The organism is Streptomyces ferrugineus (assembly GCF_015160855.1).
GTDB lineage: Bacteria > Actinomycetota > Actinomycetes > Streptomycetales > Streptomycetaceae > Streptomyces > Streptomyces ferrugineus.
The window spans coordinates 932,957-948,441 of record NZ_CP063373.1; the positions used below are offsets into that span (position 1 = coordinate 932,957).

Consider the following 15,485-nt stretch of genomic DNA (forward strand, 5'->3'; position numbering starts at 1 on the left):
ATCAGCATGTAGTGCGCGTCACTCTATACGCCGGACCGCCAGTGAAGGGGGCGCCATGCCCGCCCTGCCGCCGGATGGGCGACGACTCGCCTACGGTATTCAGCTTCCCGTCCAGTCCCAGAGCACGATCTACGCCGAACCCTGGGAGGCCGCCGCCGGCCCCGACGACCTCCGCGCCGCCGCCCACGCCGCCGACCGGGCCGGCTTCGACTACGTCGCCTGCTGCGACCACGTCGCCATCCCGCGCCGCCTCGCGCCCGCGATGAGCACGATCTGGTACGACCCCGTCGCCACCCTCGCCTTCCTCGCGGCGGCCACCGAGCGCGTACGGCTGCTCAGCCATGTCGCGGTGGTGGGACTGCGGCATCCGCTGCTGACCGCGAAGCAGTACGCCACCGTCGACCACCTCAGCGGCGGGCGGCTGGTCCTCGGGGTCGGGGCCGGGCATGTGCGGGAGGAGTTCGAGGCGCTGGGGGTCGACTTCGAGCGGCGCGGGCCCGTGCTGGACGAGTCGATCGACGCGCTGCGAGCCGCTCTCGGGCCCGAGGAGTTCCCCGAACACCACGGCAGGTTCCACCACTTCGAGGGACTCGGGCAGCGTCCGCGGCCCGTCCAGGAGCACGTCCCCGTCTGGGTCGGGGGATCGTCGCCGGCCGCCGTGCGCAGGGCGGCGCTCAAGGGGGACGGATGGCTGCCGCAGGGGGACCCGCGGGACCGGCTCCCCGCGCAGATCGCACGGATACGGCGGCTCAGGGAGGAGGCGGGCATCGAGGAGGGCCCGTTCACCGTCGGCGCCATCGCCGAGCCGCTGTACGTGGGTGTGCCGGGGTGGGATGTCGGGCGCCGGACGCTCAGCGGGCCGCCGGACGCGATCGCCGAGTCCCTGCGTGCCTACCGGGCGATGGGGGTGGACCAGATCCAGGTGCGGTTCCGCAGCCGTAGCCGGGACGAACTCGTGGGGCAGATCGAGCAGTTCGGCAAGGAGGTCGCGCCGCTGCTGCGGTGACCGCGTTCATTGAAAGCTTGAACATGTCCACGTCGAGCGCCGTATGTACGAACGTACGGACACGTACAGACACGTACGGATGTACGGCTTCGGCGGAAGGACACGATGACGTGCGCACTTCCCGGAAACTCTCCGTCGCCCTCGCCTGCCCCGAGGGCGCCTGGCCGCACCCTGGATGGCCGGCTCCGGACGACCGATACGTCGGCCGGGCGGTGCGTCTGGCCCCGCCCTTCCGCGTCCCCGAGGACGTGGATGCCGTCGTCCTGTACTGCGCGGAACCCTTGGACGCCCTGCGGGAGCTGAGGGCCGGCGCTGTTCCGGTGATCGTCGTCGGTCCGCACCGGGACACGGAGACCATCGTGGAGGTGTTCCGCGGCGGAGCGGGCTATCTGGTCGAGGACGACTACTGCACCTGCATGCTCTCCTCGGCCGTCGTCGGGGCGACCATCGGCCACACCTACCTCTCCCCGGCGGCCTGCGCGGCCCTGCGCGAGGGGGCCCGGCGGGAGTCCACGGCGAACGCGGCGGCGGAGCGGCTGCGCGGCCTGCTCTCACCGCGGGAGCGGCAGATCATGGAGCTGCTGTCGACCGGGCTCGGGGCGCAGGAGATCGGGCTGCGATTACGGCTGAGCGAGAAGACGGTCCGCAACAACCTCAGCAACATCTACGCCAAGCTCGACGCCCGCGGCAGCACGGACGCGGTCCTGCGGTGGCTGGGAGCCGCGCCCGTGCTTCGCATCTGAGAATGTGTGCGGGTGTCTACGGCGCCGGAATCTCCGTCAGCGGTATCTCGACGTCGGTGACGTTCTCGCCCGCCTCACCGAACCCGGGTTCCGAGCGCAGGGCGCGGGTGGAATTCTGCAGCCCGGCCGCCTCCGGCGTTCCGCACTTCACGTTGCGCAGCCACAGCCGCCCGTCGGGGGTGCCGTTCTTCAGGATCTGCGGATAGAAGACGTGCATGCTCGTGGCGCCCTCGCTCGGGGCGAAGAACACCTTCTGGCCGTCCTGCGCCTCCTTGTACGTGGCCCGCAGGAATCCGCTGACGTCGGTGCGTTTCGCGGACCACATGAAGAACGCGATGCTGTCCGCCTGGACCGTGTCCGTCCTGCTGAACTCCAGGGTGGTCGTCTTGTCGTCACGCGTGATGTTGATGTCCGACGTGCTGAACTTCACGCCGATCTCGAACACGGAATTGCCGAGCTTGGTTCCGGCCTCCGCGGTGAATCCGTCCTCGAGCTGGATGATCCTGGTGACGGACGCGCTCACACTGAAGCTCTTCGAGGCGGTGGCCGTCGATCCGCAGTTGTCGGTCACCGCCGAGACCCGCTGATTGGGCCCGAGGTTGTCCCGCTTGAACTGGACGTCCACGAACTCGCAGTTCTCCAGCTTCTCGGAGTCCGCCGAGCAGTCGGCGGCCACTTCGGAGGGGGTGGCGGCACCCGCCGGGTTCATCAGCGGTACGGCCACCGCGACGGCCGCCAGCGGGGCCAGGGCGAGGGTGATGCGCTTCTTCTTGCTGCGGTGGCTTCTGGTGCGGGTCATGACTTCTCCTGTGGGGGGTGTTACGGGTCAGCAGTCGGTCAGGACGGCCTTGGAGGTGCCGTCCGCGACACCGGGGGCGCCGGCCGCGCCCGGCAGGATGACGGGGCCCTCGACGACGTCCGGGGCCACGAAGTTCTGCTCCGGCGTGGCGTTGGTGACGGTCGTCGCCTCACGGGCGTCGATCCGCACCCGCCATTCGCCGGTCATGCGCTGCATCTTCGGCGTGAACTCCATGTGGAGGACCTTGCCGACCGGCACTTCCCGCTGTTCCGTGTCACCGGCGGTCGCCGACTCGATGGTCATGTCGAGGGTGCCCTTGTGCTTGACCCAGGATCCGGTCAGCGCCCCGAAGAGCCCACCGCCGCCGCCCTGTTGGGTGACCGTGTACTTGCCCTGCCCCTGACCCACCGTCGCCGACCAGGTGACCGACACCTTCGCCGGGTCGGTGGCGTTCGGTTCGCAGTTCGGGAAGTCGATGGAGGCCTTTTCGGTCGGCCCGTCGAAGGTCTCGAACTTCGTCTCGACGAAATCACAGTTGTCGGACGCGAAACTCGGCCCGGCGATCGGATGGCCGCCGAAGTCGAAAATGGACTGCTGTTTTCCGTTGAGCACCTTCGCCCGTTGGCACATCGTCATGATCTGCTCGGGGGTCTTCCCGTCGTCGGCGGCGTTCGCCGACGGCAGCAACGCCACGATCGCGCCGCCGGTCGCCAGCGCAGAGCCGACCGCCACGATCCTGATCTTCTTGTTCTTCAGTCTCCGCTTGGACATGGCGAGGATTTTGGGTTCCCTTGACGAACGCCGACAGGGTCAAACATCCCTACCTGCGGGTTACGTGAGATTCGCCTCAGCAACGGTCAGGGCTTGCATCTGACGCTTCGTCAGGTATGGCGCTACGATGCGGAGTCCACCGTGTCCACCGGGTGAAGGGGACCGCAATGGGCAAGCTGGACGGACGAGTCGTCATCGTCACCGGGGCGGCGCGCGGACAGGGCGAGCAGGAGGCGCGGCTCTTCGCCGCGGAGGGCGCGAGAGTCGTCGTCGCGGACGTGCTCGACGACCAGGGGGAGCGGCTCGCCGAGGAGCTGGGCTGCCTCTACGTCCATCTCGACGTCGGCGAGGAGGCCGACTGGCGTGCCGCGGTCACGGCCGCCAAGAAGGCGTACGGCCATGTCGACGGACTCGTCAACAACGCCGGCATCCTGCGCTTCAACGCCCTCCTCGACACCCCTCTCGATGAGTTCATGCAGGTCGTGCGGGTGAACCAGGTCGGCTGCTTCCTCGGCGTGAAGACCGTGGCGCCCGAGATGGCCGACGGCGGCACGATCGTCAACACCGCCTCCTACACCGGAGTGACCGGCATGGCGGCCGTCGGGTCCTACGCCGCCACCAAGCACGCCATCGTCGGCCTCACCCGGGTTGCCGCGCTGGAGCTGTCGCCGCGGGGCATCCGGGTCAACGCGATGTGCCCCGGCGCGATCGACACCGCGATGTCCAACCCGGCGCAGCTCGACCCGGGCGCGGACGCGGAGGAGGTGGGCCGGGCCCTGGACGGGCTGTACCGCAAGCTCGTGCCGCTGGGTCGGATCGGCAAGCCGCAGGAGGTGGCCCGGCTGGCGCTGTTCCTGACGTCTCAGGACTCCTCGTACATCACCGGGCAGCCGTTCGTGATCGACGGGGGCTGGCTCGCGGGCGTCAGCGTCATCTGACTGGCCATCAGCTATTGACCCTGTCTGCGGCGGGTGCGACAGTCGGCCCATCGAAACTGACGGTGTGTCAGAAACAATCCAGCGGCACTTCTGGACCGGGGACGGTGAACCTCCTTGGAATTCGGGCTCTTTGTACAGGGATACGTGGGCAAGCGCGCCGAGACCGACCCGCTCGCCGAGCACAAGGCGCTGATGGAGGAGACCGAGTACGTCATCCAGGCGGACCGGTCCGGCTTCAAGTACGCGTGGGCTTCCGAGCACCACTTCCTGGAGGAGTACTCGCATCTCTCCGCCAACGACGTGTTCCTCGGGTACCTGGCGCACGCGACGCAGCGGATCCATCTCGGGTCGGGGATCTTCAACCCGCTCGCCCAGGTCAACCACCCGGTGAAGGTCGCCGAGAAGGTGGCGATGCTCGACCATCTCAGCGAGAACCGCTTCGAGTTCGGCAGCGGACGAGGGGCCGGGTCGCACGAGATCCTCGGGTTCATACCGGGCGTGACCGATATGAACTACACCAAGGAGATCTGGGAGGAGACGATCGCCGAGTTCCCCAAGATGTGGCTCCAGGACGAGTACGCCGGCTTCCAGGGCAAGCACTGGTCGCTGCCGCCGCGCAAGGTGCTGCCGAAGCCGTACGGCAAGTCCCACCCCGCGATGTGGTACGCGGCCGGGTCGCCGGCGTCGTACGCCATGGCGGCGAAGAAGGGGCTCGGGGTGCTGGGCTTCAGCGTGCAGAAGGTCGCCGACATGGAGTGGGTGCTGGAGCAGTACAAGACGGCGGTCGTGGACGCGGAGCCGGTGGGGGACTTCGTCAACGACAACGTGATGGTGACGACGACGGCGATCTGCGCGCCCACCCACGCGGAGGCGATCGAGATCGCGGTGAACGGGGGCCTGCACTATCTGCCCTCGCTCGTCTTCCGGTACCACGACACCTTCCCCCGGCCCGAGGGGTTCCCAGTGTGGCCGGAGACGCTGCCGGAGTACACGCCGGAGTTCGTGGAGCTGCTGATCGAGGAGGAGCTGCTGATCTGCGGGGATCCGGACGAGGTGCTCACACAGTGCAAGCGGTGGGAGCAGGCCGGGGCGGACCAGCTCAGCTTCGGGCTGCCGGTGGGGGTGCCCAAGGAGGAGACGCTGCAGACCATCCGGCTGATCGGTGAACACGTGATCCCGAAGATCGATACGGACCCCGTGCACAGGACCACGAGGTTCCGTCAGTCCGCGTAAAGGGGGCCCGTCACCATGCTCGACCACCTCATCAAGGGCGCGACCGTCGTGGACGGGACGGGCGCACCCGCCTACACCGCCGACGTCGGCATCCGCGACGGCCGTATCGCCGTCGTCGGCATCGTCACCGAAGAGGCCCGCACCAGTGAGGACGCCGCCGGGCTCGTCCTCGCCCCCGGGTTCGTCGACCCCCACACCCACTACGACGCCCAGCTCTTCTGGGACCCGTACGCGACCCCCTCCCTCAACCACGGCGTCACCACCGTCGCGGCCGGCAACTGCGGGTTCACGCTGGCGCCCCTGAACCCCGCCCGGCCCGAGGACGCCGACTACACACGCCGGATGATGTCCAAGGTCGAGGGCATGTCGCTGGTGGCCCTGGAGGAGGGGGCGCCCTGGAGCTGGAGTTCGTTCGGGGAGTACCTGGACGCGCTCGAAGGGCGCATCGCGGTCAACGCCGGGTTCATGGTGGGGCACTGCGCGCTGCGGCGGTACGTCATGGGGGCGGACGCCGTCGGGGGGCAGCCGAGCGAGGAGCAACTCGCCGAGATGCTGCGGCTGTTCCACGACGCCATGGACGCCGGCGCCTGGGGCCTGTCCACCACCCAGTCCTCGACCCACTCCGACGGCGACGGGCAGCCGGTGGCCTCCCGGCACGCGCGGCCCGCGGAGCTGCTCGCGCTGTCCAAGGCCGTCGGCGAGCACGAGGGGACGCAGATCGAGGCGATCGTCGCCGGGTGCATGGATCAGTTCAGTGATGCCGAGATCGAGCTGTTCGTCGAGATGAGCGCGGTCGCCGGGCGGCCGCTCAACTGGAACGTGCTGACCATCGACTCGGCGGTTCCCGAGCGGGTGCCCAGGCAGTTGCTGGCCAGTGAGCGGGCGCGCAAGGAAGGCGGCCGGGTGGTGGCGCTGACCATGCCGATCCTCACGCCGATGAACATGTCGCTGGGTACGTTCTGCGCGCTCAACCTCATCCCCGGCTGGGGCCCGATCCTCGCACTGCCCGTGCCGGAGCGGATCGCGAAGCTGCGCGACCCCGATGTGCGGGCCGAGATGCTGCGGCAGTCGGTGTCGAAGGAGGCCGGCGTCCTGCGGCGGTTGACGAACTTCGCGCGGTACGTCATCGGCGACACCTACAGCGAGGCGAACCGCGGACTGAGCGGACGGGTGGTGGCGGACGTCGCGCGGGAGCGGGGCCTGGAACCCTTCCACTGCCTGGTCGAGATCTGCGCCAACGACGATCTGCGTACCGTGCTGTGGCCCATGCCCACCGACAACGACCCGGAGTCCTGGGCGATGCGGGCCGAGGCCTGGCAGCACGAGGACGTGCTGCTCGGCGGTTCCGACGCCGGGGCGCACCTGGACCGGATGTGCGGGGCGCCGTACACCACCCGGTTCCTCGGGGACTGTCTGCGCGGGCGGAAGCTGGCGAGCCTGGAGCAGGCGGTGAAGATGCTGACGGACGATCCGGCCCGGCTGTTCGGGCTCAGGGACCGCGGCCGGATCGAGGAGGGGTTCCATGCGGACCTGGTGCTCTTCGACCCGGAGCGGATCGACGCCGGCACGGCCACCCTGGTGCACGACCTGCCGGGTGACAGTCCGCGGCTGGACTCCAGGGCGATCGGGGTACGGGCGGTCTGGGTCAACGGGGTCGAGGCGATCCGGGACGACGTGGTGAGCGGGGCGGTGCCGGGGCGGGTGCTGCGCTCGGGGCGGGACACCAGGACGGTGGCCACGAGGTGAGCGCCAAGGGTGGCGTGGAGCGGCAGCGGCTGTTCGTCGGGGGCTCGTGGGTGGAGCCGGACGGCGGGTACTACGCCGTGATCGATCCGGCGACCGAGGAGACCGTCGGGTGGGCGCCGGAGGCCTCGCGGGATCAGGTGCACGCGGCCTGTGCCGCGGCCCGCGAGGCCTTCGGGCCGTGGTCGCGTACGACGCCTCAGGAGCGGGCGGCGGTGCTCGCGCGCACGGCGGAGATCATCGGCGAGCGCTTCGTGCCGTATGCCGAGCTGGCCCAGGCCGAGACCGGCGCGACCACGGGGACGGCCCGGGGCATGCAGGTCGGGGTCGGGGCGGCCCGGTTCCGGCGGTACGCGCGCGTGGAGCCCGCCGAGTGGGCGATCCCGCCGCAGATCAACGAGGCCGGGCCGATGGGGAAGGCCGGCGTGATGGGCGCGCTCGCCGTCCGTCAGCCGGTCGGCGTCGTCACCTGCGTCACCTCGTACAACAACCCGTGGGCCAACCCGGCGGGCAAGATCGCCCCCGCCCTGGCCATGGGCAACACGGTCGTCGTGAAGCCCGCCCCGCAGGATCCGCTGTCCGTCTACCGGATGGCGGAGGCATTGGAGGCGGCGGGGGCGCCGGCGGGGGTCGTGAATGTGGTCTCCGGGCGGTCGGTGGAGGTCGGCGAGGCGGCCGTGTCGTCTCCGGACGTCGACATGGTGAGCTTCACCGGCTCCACGGCGGTCGGACAGCGGATCGCCGAGGTGTGCGGGCGGGACATGAGACGCCAGTTGATGGAGCTCGGCGGGAAGGGCGCGGCGGTCGTCCTCGACGACGCGGACATCGGGTCGGCGGTGGCCGGGATCGGCACGACGTTCTCCTTCTACAGCGGGCAGATCTGCACCGCGCCGACCCGGGTGCTGGCCCAGCGGGGCGTGTACGGCCGACTGGTCGAGCAACTGGCCGGGTACGCCGGTCGGTTGCCGGTCGGGGATCCGCGTGCGGCGTCCACCGTCGTCGGGCCGGTGATCTCGGCGGAGCACCGGGAGCGGGTGGAGTCGTATGTGGAGACGGGCCGCAAGGAGGGCGCCGTGGTGGTGGCCGGGGGTGAACGGCCGCCGTACGAGCGGGGCTTCTACGTCGCGCCGACCCTCCTCGCGGACTGCACCAACGACATGACGGTCGCCCGCGAGGAGATCTTCGGCCCGGTCGTCTGCGTGATCCCCTTCGACGAGGAGGACGAGGGCATCGCCCTGGCCAACGACACGGACTACGGCCTGATCGACTACGTCTGGTCCGGGGACGTCGCCCGCGCCTTCCGCGTCGCACGGCGGCTGCGGGCGGGCGGCGTCGGGATCAACACCGTCGGGCGCAACATGGAGGCGCCGTTCGGGGGGTTCAAGAAGAGCGGGGTGGGCCGGGACGTCGGATCGTACGCGCTGCACGCGTACAGCGAGGTGCAGTCGATCGTGTGGCCGGGGTGAGCTGCGGGGGTTGACCGGGCGGTGGCTGTCGCCGGGGCGGCGTGGTCTGGGCGGACGACACGGCGACGGCCGGGCGCCCGTGGTACCACTTCGAACCGCCCCGGGCGGTGGCCCTGGGCCTGGTGGTTCCCGGCCCGACCCCGGCACTGAGGCCGAGAGGCCGGTGCGGGTGCTGTGCGGGCGGGCGGGCGGTGGGTGTTTGGGCGGGGCCGGTTGGCCGGTTTTCGTGTGGGTCAGTCGGTGAGGTCCACCCGGACCGTCAGCAGGTTGGTGCCGAGGGCGCGGACGGCCGTGCTGTTGAGGCGGGGAAGGCGGCGCAGGCGCGCCACCGGGTCGTCGTCCGGCAGCAGGTGAGCCGTGCCGGTGTGCCAGCGTCCCTTCAACCGGACCCGCACCCGTGGATCGGCCTTGATGTTGCGCACGTACTGCGACTTGTCGCCGAACTCCGAGACCAGCCAGAAGGAGTCGCCGACCCGGCGGCCGCCCACGGGTGTCTGCCGGGGCAGACCGGAGACGCGGCCCGTGGTCTCCAGGACCGTCTGGAGGGGGAGCCGGCGCAGCACCGGATTGCCGATGTGGCGCTGGAAGCCGGTGGCGGCGCGGAACCTGAGTTCGGCGAGGCGGGACATGCCGGTGGGTCTCCTGTCTTCTGCGATGTTGCTTCAATGGTCACCGACGCGGCATGACGAGAGCGGGTGGCTGCCGATGCGGGTCGTGACCTGGAACGTGTGGTGGCGCTTCGGCCCCTGGGAGGACCGGCAGAAGGCCCTCCTCGCCGCGCTGCGCGAACTGCGCCCCGATGTCGTGGGCCTGCAGGAGGTGTGGGCCGCGGACGGGGAGAACCAGGCGCGGTGGCTGGCCGGTGAGCTGGGCATGCACTGGGCCTGGGCGCCCTCACCGGCCCCCGAGCGCTGGCGCCGCCGTATCGGCGATCCCGCGGTCGACATCGGCAACGCCGTGCTGAGCCGTTGGCCGGTCACCGCCCAGCGCACGCTGCGGCTGCCCGCGCCCTCCGACGTGGACGACGGCCGCCTCGCCCTGTACACCCGCCTGGCCACCCCGTCGTACGACATCCCCTTCTTCACCACCCACCTCACCTCTGCCCCGCACGCCTCGGCCGTACGCTGCCGTCAGGTCACCGCGCTCGCCGAGTTCGTGGCCGAGAACCGGGGCGACTCGCCCTTCCCGGCGGTCGTCACCGGCGACTTCAACGCCTGGCCGGACTCCGACGAGATCCGCCTCTTCGGCGGCTGCCGCACCGCGCCGCCCGTCCCCGGCCAGGTCTTCTTCGACGCCTGGGAGTACGCCGACCCGGCCGCCCCGTGGGCGACCTGGGACGCGGTGAACCCGCACGTCGCGGCCGGTTTCAGCCCGAGCGCACGGATCGACTACATCCACGTCGGGCCGCCCGGACCGGGTGGTCTGGGCCATGTGCGGGCCGTACGGCGCGCGGGCGACGGCCCCGTGGACGGCGTATGGCCCTCCGACCACGCCGCGGTGGTCGCCGAACTCGCGGACACCGCCGGCACCGGATGATGACCGCTAGGAGTGCGGCGAGCGGCCCAGGAAGATCGGGTTGGTGAAGGCCGCGAGCGCGCCCGGCAGCGGGCCCACCGCCGCCTCGTGCCGCAGCTCGGCCCGTACATACGCGGCGTACGAAGGCGTCGTACGCCACTCCACGACCCCGGAGCCCGACACCGGCAGCGGCGCGCTGGTGAGCAGGACGCCCTGGTCCGTGACGAAGCGGACCGTGCAGCGCGGGGCGCCCGACGCCTCCAGGCGGACCGTCACCGGGGTGTCCCTGTCCACGTCCAGCCGCTCGCCGATGCCCGCCCGCCGGCCCCGGCCGCCGGTCGCCGTGAAGGTGAGGGAGACGTTCTTGGACTCGGCGACGTAGGAGCGGCCCGCCTTGATGCCCTCCTGGATCGCCTCGCGGGTGAGGTCGTCGGCGAGCACCACCGTCTGGGGGGAGCCGACCGGGTCGGGGCTGCGGTGGGCGTCGCTGTTGCCCATCGCCGGGATCCAGCCGCGGCCGTTCTCGCGCACCGAGGCGACCAGCATGCTGTCCCAGTCGGCCAGCGCCATCTCGTCGTCCGGGGTCCACGGGCCGTTCCACACCTCGACCGCGTCCGCCTCGCCGAAGCCGAACTTCCAGTTGCAGCCGACACAGGTGGCGTGCGGGTGGGCGGGCACCACGAGGCCGCCGGAGCGCCGGATCTGGCGGGCGAACCGGCCGAAGCGGTTGTCGCGCGCCCGGTAGCGCCAGTCGATGAACGTCCCCGGCTCGGTGCCGAGGGCCACCACATGGCCGTTGCGCGTCGTGACCTCCTCGCCCAGCATCACCAGCAGGTCGTCGCCCGCGACGTCGGCCCAGTGCGCGTGCGCCGAGTGCGTGTTGTGCTCGGAGCTGTTGATGAAGTCGAGGCCGGCCTCGCGGGCGAGGGCCGCGATCTCCGCCGGGGTGCGGCGGCCGTCGGAGTACCAGGAGTGCAGATGGCAGTCGCCCCGGTACCAGGCCCGGCCCCGGCCCTTGGCCCGCTGCGGCGGGTACGTCGGCCGGGCGGCCTCACCCGGTTCGCCGTACGTCAGCGTGATCGTGAGCTCGTAGTCGAGGCCCTGCGGGGCCACCGTGTAGGGGCCGAGGGCGATGTGCCAGGTGCCCTCGCGCACCGGGCCGGGCAGATAGCCCGGCGTCGCCTCGTCCGCGCGGATGAAGAACTCCGTGCGCGCGCCGCCCGACCAGCCCCGGAAGCCCTTGCCGCCGAGCTCGGTGCCGCGCTCGTCGAACATGCCGATGTCGAGGGCGTTGCCCTGGGTTCCCGCCGGGACGGACGGGCGGTCGTAGGTGTAGGAGACCTTGATCTCCCTGACCCCGTCGGGGATTTCAACGGGTACGTAGACGAAGTCGGGCGAACCGGGCGGAAGAGTCCCGCGTACGGTACGGGTCTCGCTGTGCTGCATGTCGTCCGCCCCTCTCGCGAAGGTCACGCTTCCCAACGTAAGCGCGGCCGCGGCGCCCGTCACGAACAGGGCGCGTCTGCCCAGGCCGGCGTGGTGGTCCTCGCACATGCTGCTGCTCCCTGTGTGGGGGTGCGTACAACTCTCGTATTCAGCCGTGAACTGCCGGGCAAGGGAAGGGAATCGGCAGCCAATCACCGGTCGACGCGGAGCCCGGTCCGACTGTTCCGACCGGTCGGTATCGACATTGCGGCGTCCGCGCGGTACAGATGCCGTCATGCGCCTCTCCGCCACGATCTTCCTCACCGACGAGACGATCACGCCGACCCGGCTCGCCCGCGAACTGGAGCAGCGCTCCTTCGCCGGGCTGTATCTGCCCGAGCACACCCACATCCCCGTCGAGCGGACCACCCCGTACCCGGCCGGCGGCGATCTGCCGCCCGAGTACGGCCGCACCCTCGACCCCTTCGTCGCCCTCGGCCAGGCCGCCGCCGTGACCGAACGGCTCGGCCTCGGCACCGGCATCACCCTGGTCGCCCAGCACGACCCGATCGACCTGGCCAAGCAGATCGCGACCCTGGACCATCTGTCCGGCGGGCGGTTCACCCTCGGGCTCGGCTTCGGCTGGAACGTCGAGGAGGCCGCCGACCACGGGGTGGACTGGCGCACGCGGCGGGAGCTGGTCCGGGACCGGATGGCCCTGATGCGGGCCCTGTGGGCGGAGGAACCCACCGCCTACGAGGGCGAGTTCGGGGCGGTACGGGCCAGCCACGCCCATCCCAAGCCGGTGCAGAAGCCGCGCGGGCCGAAGGTCAACGGCCCGCGCACGCTCATCGGGGGAGCCGCCGGGCCGAAACTGTTCGCGCACATCAGCGAGTACGCGGACGGGTGGATGCCGATCGGCGGACGCGGGCTGTCCGAAAGTCTCCCCCGGCTGCGGGCCGTCTGGACCGACGCCGGGCGCGACCCGAACGCCCTTCAGGTGGTGCCGTACGCCGTGTTCCCCACACCCGGCAAGCTCGCGCACTACGCGGAGTTGGGGATCGAGGAGGTCGTCGTGCAACTGCCTCCGGCGGGGGAGGCGGAGGTGCTGGGGGTGCTGGACGAGTACGCGCGGTACGTGTGAGTGCGGTACGTGTGAGTGTCCGATCACCCCGCTCGTATGCTCGAAGGATGACGAATTCCGCGACCTCCGGAACCGGCTCGACCCCTGGCCCCACCTCCGGCCCGACCGAGAACTCCATGCGTCGCGCCCTCAAACGCGCCCGGGATGGCGTCGCGCTCGACGTCTCCGAGGCGGCCGTGCTGCTCCAGGCCCGCGGCGAGGCACTCGACGACCTCGCCGCGTCCGCCGCCCGGGTGCGCGACGCGGGCCTCGAGGCCGCCGGCCGGCCCGGCGTCATCACCTACTCGAAGAGCGTCTTCATCCCCCTCACCCGGCTGTGCCGGGACAAGTGCCACTACTGCACCTTCGTCACCGTCCCCGGCAAGCTGCGCCGCGCCGGGCACGGGATGTTCATGTCGCCGGACGAGGTCCTCGACATCGCCCGCAAGGGCGCGGCCCTCGGCTGCAAGGAAGCCCTCATCACTCTCGGCGACAAGCCGGAGGACCGGTGGCCGGAGGCGCGGGAGTGGCTCGACGCGCACGGCTACGACGACACCATCGCCTACGTCCGCGCCATCTCCGTCCGGATCCTGGAGGAGACGGGTCTGCTGCCCCACCTCAACCCGGGCGTCATGACCTGGACCGACTTCCAGCGGCTCAAGCCCGTCGCCCCGTCGATGGGCATGATGCTGGAGACCACCGCGACCCGCCTGTGGTCCGAGCCCGGCGGCCCGCACCACGGCTCCCCCGACAAGGAACCCGCCGTCCGGCTGCGGGTGCTGGAGGACGCGGGCCGTTCCTCCGTGCCCTTCACCTCCGGGATCCTGCTCGGGATCGGCGAGACGTACGAGGAGCGCGCCGAGTCCCTCTTCGCGCTCCGGAAGATCTCCCGGGCCTACCACGGCATCCAGGAACTGATCATCCAGAACTTCCGCGCCAAGCCGGACACCGCGATGCGCGGCATGCCGGACGCGGAACTGGACGAGCTGGTCGCCGCGGTGGCCGTCGCCCGGCACATCATGGGGCCGTCAGCCTGTCTGCAGGCCCCGCCCAACCTCGTCGACTCCGAGTACGAGCGGCTGATCGGCGCCGGCATCGACGACTGGGGCGGCGTCTCCCCGCTGACCATCGACCACGTCAACCCCGAACGCCCCTGGCCGCAGATCGAGGAGCTGACCGAGCGCTCGGCGGCGGCCGGCTTCGAGCTGCGTGAACGGCTCTGCGTCTACCCGGAGTTCGTGCGGCGCGGCGAGCCCTGGCTGGACCCTCGGCTGCGCCCCCACGTGAAGGCGCTGGCCGACCCGGAGACGGGCCTGGCACGCCCGGACGCCGTGGTCGAGGGCCACCCGTGGCAGGAGCCCGAGGAGGCCTTCGTCGCCTCCGGCCGTACGGATCTGCACACCACCATCGACACCGAGGGCCGTACGTCCGACCGCCGCGACGACTTCGACGAGGTGTACGGCGACTGGGGCGCCCTGCGCGAGGCCGCAGCGCCCGGGATGGCGCCGGAGCGCATCGACACCGACGTCCGCCAGGCGCTGCGGGTCGCCGCCGACGACCCGACCCGGCTGACCGACGCCGAGGCGCTGGCGCTGCTGCACGCGGACGGCCAGGCGCTGGACGCGCTGTGCCGGGTCGCGGACGACGTCCGCAAGTCGGCGGTCGGCGACGACGTCACCTACATCGTCACCCGCAACATCAACTTCACCAACGTCTGCTACACGGGCTGCCGCTTCTGCGCCTTCGCCCAGCGCAGGACGGACGCCGACGCCTACACCCTCTCCCTGGACCAGGTCGCCGACCGCGCCCAGCAGGCCTGGGACGTGGGCGCGGTCGAGGTCTGCATGCAGGGCGGCATCCACCCGGACCTGCCCGGCACGGCGTACTTCGACATCGCGAAGGCGGTCAAGTCCCGTGTCCCCGGCATGCATGTGCACGCCTTCTCGCCGATGGAGGTCGTCAACGGCGCGACGCGCACCGGCATGTCCATCCGGGAGTGGCTGACGGCGGCGAAGGAGGCGGGCCTGGACTCCGTCCCCGGCACCGCCGCCGAGATCCTCGACGACGAGGTCCGCTGGATCCTGACCAAGGGCAAGCTGCCGACGGCGACCTGGATCGAGGTGATCACGACCGCGCACGAACTCGGCATCCGTTCCTCGTCGACGATGATGTACGGCCATGTCGACCAGCCCCGCCACTGGCTCGGCCACCTGCGCACCCTGGCCGGCATCCAGCAGCGCACCGGCGGCTTCACGGAGTTCGTGACCCTGCCGTTCATCCACACCAACGCCCCGGTGTACCTGGCCGGCATCGCCCGCCCCGGCCCGACGACCCGCGACAACCGCGCGGTGACGGCGATGGCCCGCCTCCTGCTCCATCCCTGGATCCCGAACATCCAGACCAGCTGGGTGAAGCTGGGCACCGAGGGCGCGGCCGAGATGCTCCGCTCCGGTGCCAACGACCTGGGCGGCACGCTGATGGAGGAGACGATCTCGCGGATGGCGGGCTCGTCGTACGGCTCCTACAAGTCGGTGCGTGACCTGGTGGCCGTGGCCGAGGCGGCGGGGCGCCCGGCGAAGCCGCGCACCACGCTGTACGGCGAGGTGCCGCGGGAGCGGCAGCGGGCGGCGACGGCCTCGGACGGGCATCTGCCGGAGCTGCTGCCGGTGCTGGACTGAGGAGGACCGCCTCGCGGGGGTCGGTACGATGATCCGACCCCCGCT

Annotated in this window: 13 protein-coding genes; 9 read left to right on the forward strand and 4 right to left on the reverse strand. The window is 71.0% G+C overall.

Annotation, left to right across the window (positions count from 1 at the left end; genetic code table 11):
• Positions 1–55 precede the first annotated feature (55 nt).
• The gene (locus IM697_RS04490; RefSeq protein WP_194044936.1) at positions 56–1,006 is read left to right on the forward strand and encodes a TIGR03619 family F420-dependent LLM class oxidoreductase; all 951 of its coding nucleotides are present in this window, start codon (positions 56–58) and stop codon (positions 1,004–1,006) included.
• A 110-nt stretch (positions 1,007–1,116) separates the two neighbouring features.
• Positions 1,117–1,749, forward strand: a complete 633-nt coding sequence (locus tag IM697_RS04495) for a response regulator transcription factor (RefSeq protein WP_194044938.1) — start codon at positions 1,117–1,119, stop codon at positions 1,747–1,749.
• A 16-nt stretch (positions 1,750–1,765) separates the two neighbouring features.
• On the opposite strand, the gene IM697_RS04500 is transcribed toward IM697_RS04495, so the two are convergent.
• Together IM697_RS04500 and IM697_RS04505 are read right to left on the reverse strand one after the other, a co-directional pair.
• Positions 1,766–2,548: a hypothetical protein gene (locus IM697_RS04500; protein WP_194044940.1), complete on the reverse strand. Its 783-nt coding sequence runs from the start codon at positions 2,546–2,548 to the stop codon at positions 1,766–1,768.
• A gap of 27 nt (positions 2,549–2,575) precedes the next feature.
• The gene (locus tag IM697_RS04505) at positions 2,576–3,319 is read right to left on the reverse strand and encodes a hypothetical protein (RefSeq protein ID WP_194044942.1); all 744 of its coding nucleotides are present in this window, start codon (positions 3,317–3,319) and stop codon (positions 2,576–2,578) included.
• A gap of 167 nt (positions 3,320–3,486) precedes the next feature.
• On the opposite strand from IM697_RS04505, the gene IM697_RS04510 reads away from it, so the two are divergent.
• The 4 genes from IM697_RS04510 (at position 3,487) to IM697_RS04525 (ending at position 8,699) form a co-directional block, all read left to right on the forward strand.
• Complete coding sequence (locus tag IM697_RS04510; protein ID WP_194044944.1) at positions 3,487–4,257, forward strand: SDR family NAD(P)-dependent oxidoreductase; 771 nt, start codon at positions 3,487–3,489, stop codon at positions 4,255–4,257.
• A gap of 144 nt (positions 4,258–4,401) precedes the next feature.
• On the forward strand, positions 4,402–5,490 hold the full coding sequence (locus IM697_RS04515; protein ID WP_228044499.1) for an LLM class flavin-dependent oxidoreductase: 1,089 nt from the start codon (positions 4,402–4,404) through the stop codon (positions 5,488–5,490).
• Between the two features lie 15 nt (positions 5,491–5,505).
• A complete protein-coding gene (locus tag IM697_RS04520; protein ID WP_194044948.1) occupies positions 5,506–7,236 on the forward strand; it encodes an N-acyl-D-amino-acid deacylase family protein in 1,731 nt (576 codons plus the stop codon).
• Positions 7,233–8,699 carry an aldehyde dehydrogenase family protein gene (locus IM697_RS04525; protein WP_194044950.1) on the forward strand — a complete coding sequence of 489 codons (1,467 nt, stop codon included), beginning with the start codon at positions 7,233–7,235 and terminating at the stop codon, positions 8,697–8,699. Before IM697_RS04520 ends, IM697_RS04525 begins: the two co-directional genes overlap by 4 nt.
• 233 nt (positions 8,700–8,932) lie before the next feature.
• On the opposite strand, the gene IM697_RS04530 is transcribed toward IM697_RS04525, so the two are convergent.
• On the reverse strand, positions 8,933–9,328 hold the full coding sequence (locus IM697_RS04530) for a nitroreductase/quinone reductase family protein (protein ID WP_194044960.1): 396 nt from the start codon (positions 9,326–9,328) through the stop codon (positions 8,933–8,935).
• Positions 9,329–9,404: 76 nt separating this feature from the next.
• Here IM697_RS04530 and IM697_RS04535 point away from each other — a divergent pair, with 76 nt between their 5' ends.
• The gene (locus IM697_RS04535) at positions 9,405–10,235 is read left to right on the forward strand and encodes an endonuclease/exonuclease/phosphatase family protein (protein ID WP_194044962.1); all 831 of its coding nucleotides are present in this window, start codon (positions 9,405–9,407) and stop codon (positions 10,233–10,235) included.
• 6 nt (positions 10,236–10,241) lie between these two features.
• Here the strand turns inward: IM697_RS04535 and IM697_RS04540 are convergent, their stop codons facing one another.
• Entirely contained in the window at positions 10,242–11,768 is a 1,527-nt protein-coding gene (locus IM697_RS04540; RefSeq protein ID WP_194044964.1) for a CehA/McbA family metallohydrolase, read from the reverse strand.
• Between the two features lie 166 nt (positions 11,769–11,934).
• Here IM697_RS04540 and IM697_RS04545 point away from each other — a divergent pair, with 166 nt between their 5' ends.
• Complete coding sequence (locus IM697_RS04545; RefSeq protein ID WP_194044966.1) at positions 11,935–12,783, forward strand: LLM class F420-dependent oxidoreductase; 849 nt, start codon at positions 11,935–11,937, stop codon at positions 12,781–12,783.
• A 47-nt stretch (positions 12,784–12,830) separates the two neighbouring features.
• Positions 12,831–15,440, forward strand: a complete 2,610-nt coding sequence (locus IM697_RS04550; RefSeq protein WP_194044968.1) for a bifunctional FO biosynthesis protein CofGH — start codon at positions 12,831–12,833, stop codon at positions 15,438–15,440.
• Positions 15,441–15,485 lie beyond the last annotated feature (45 nt).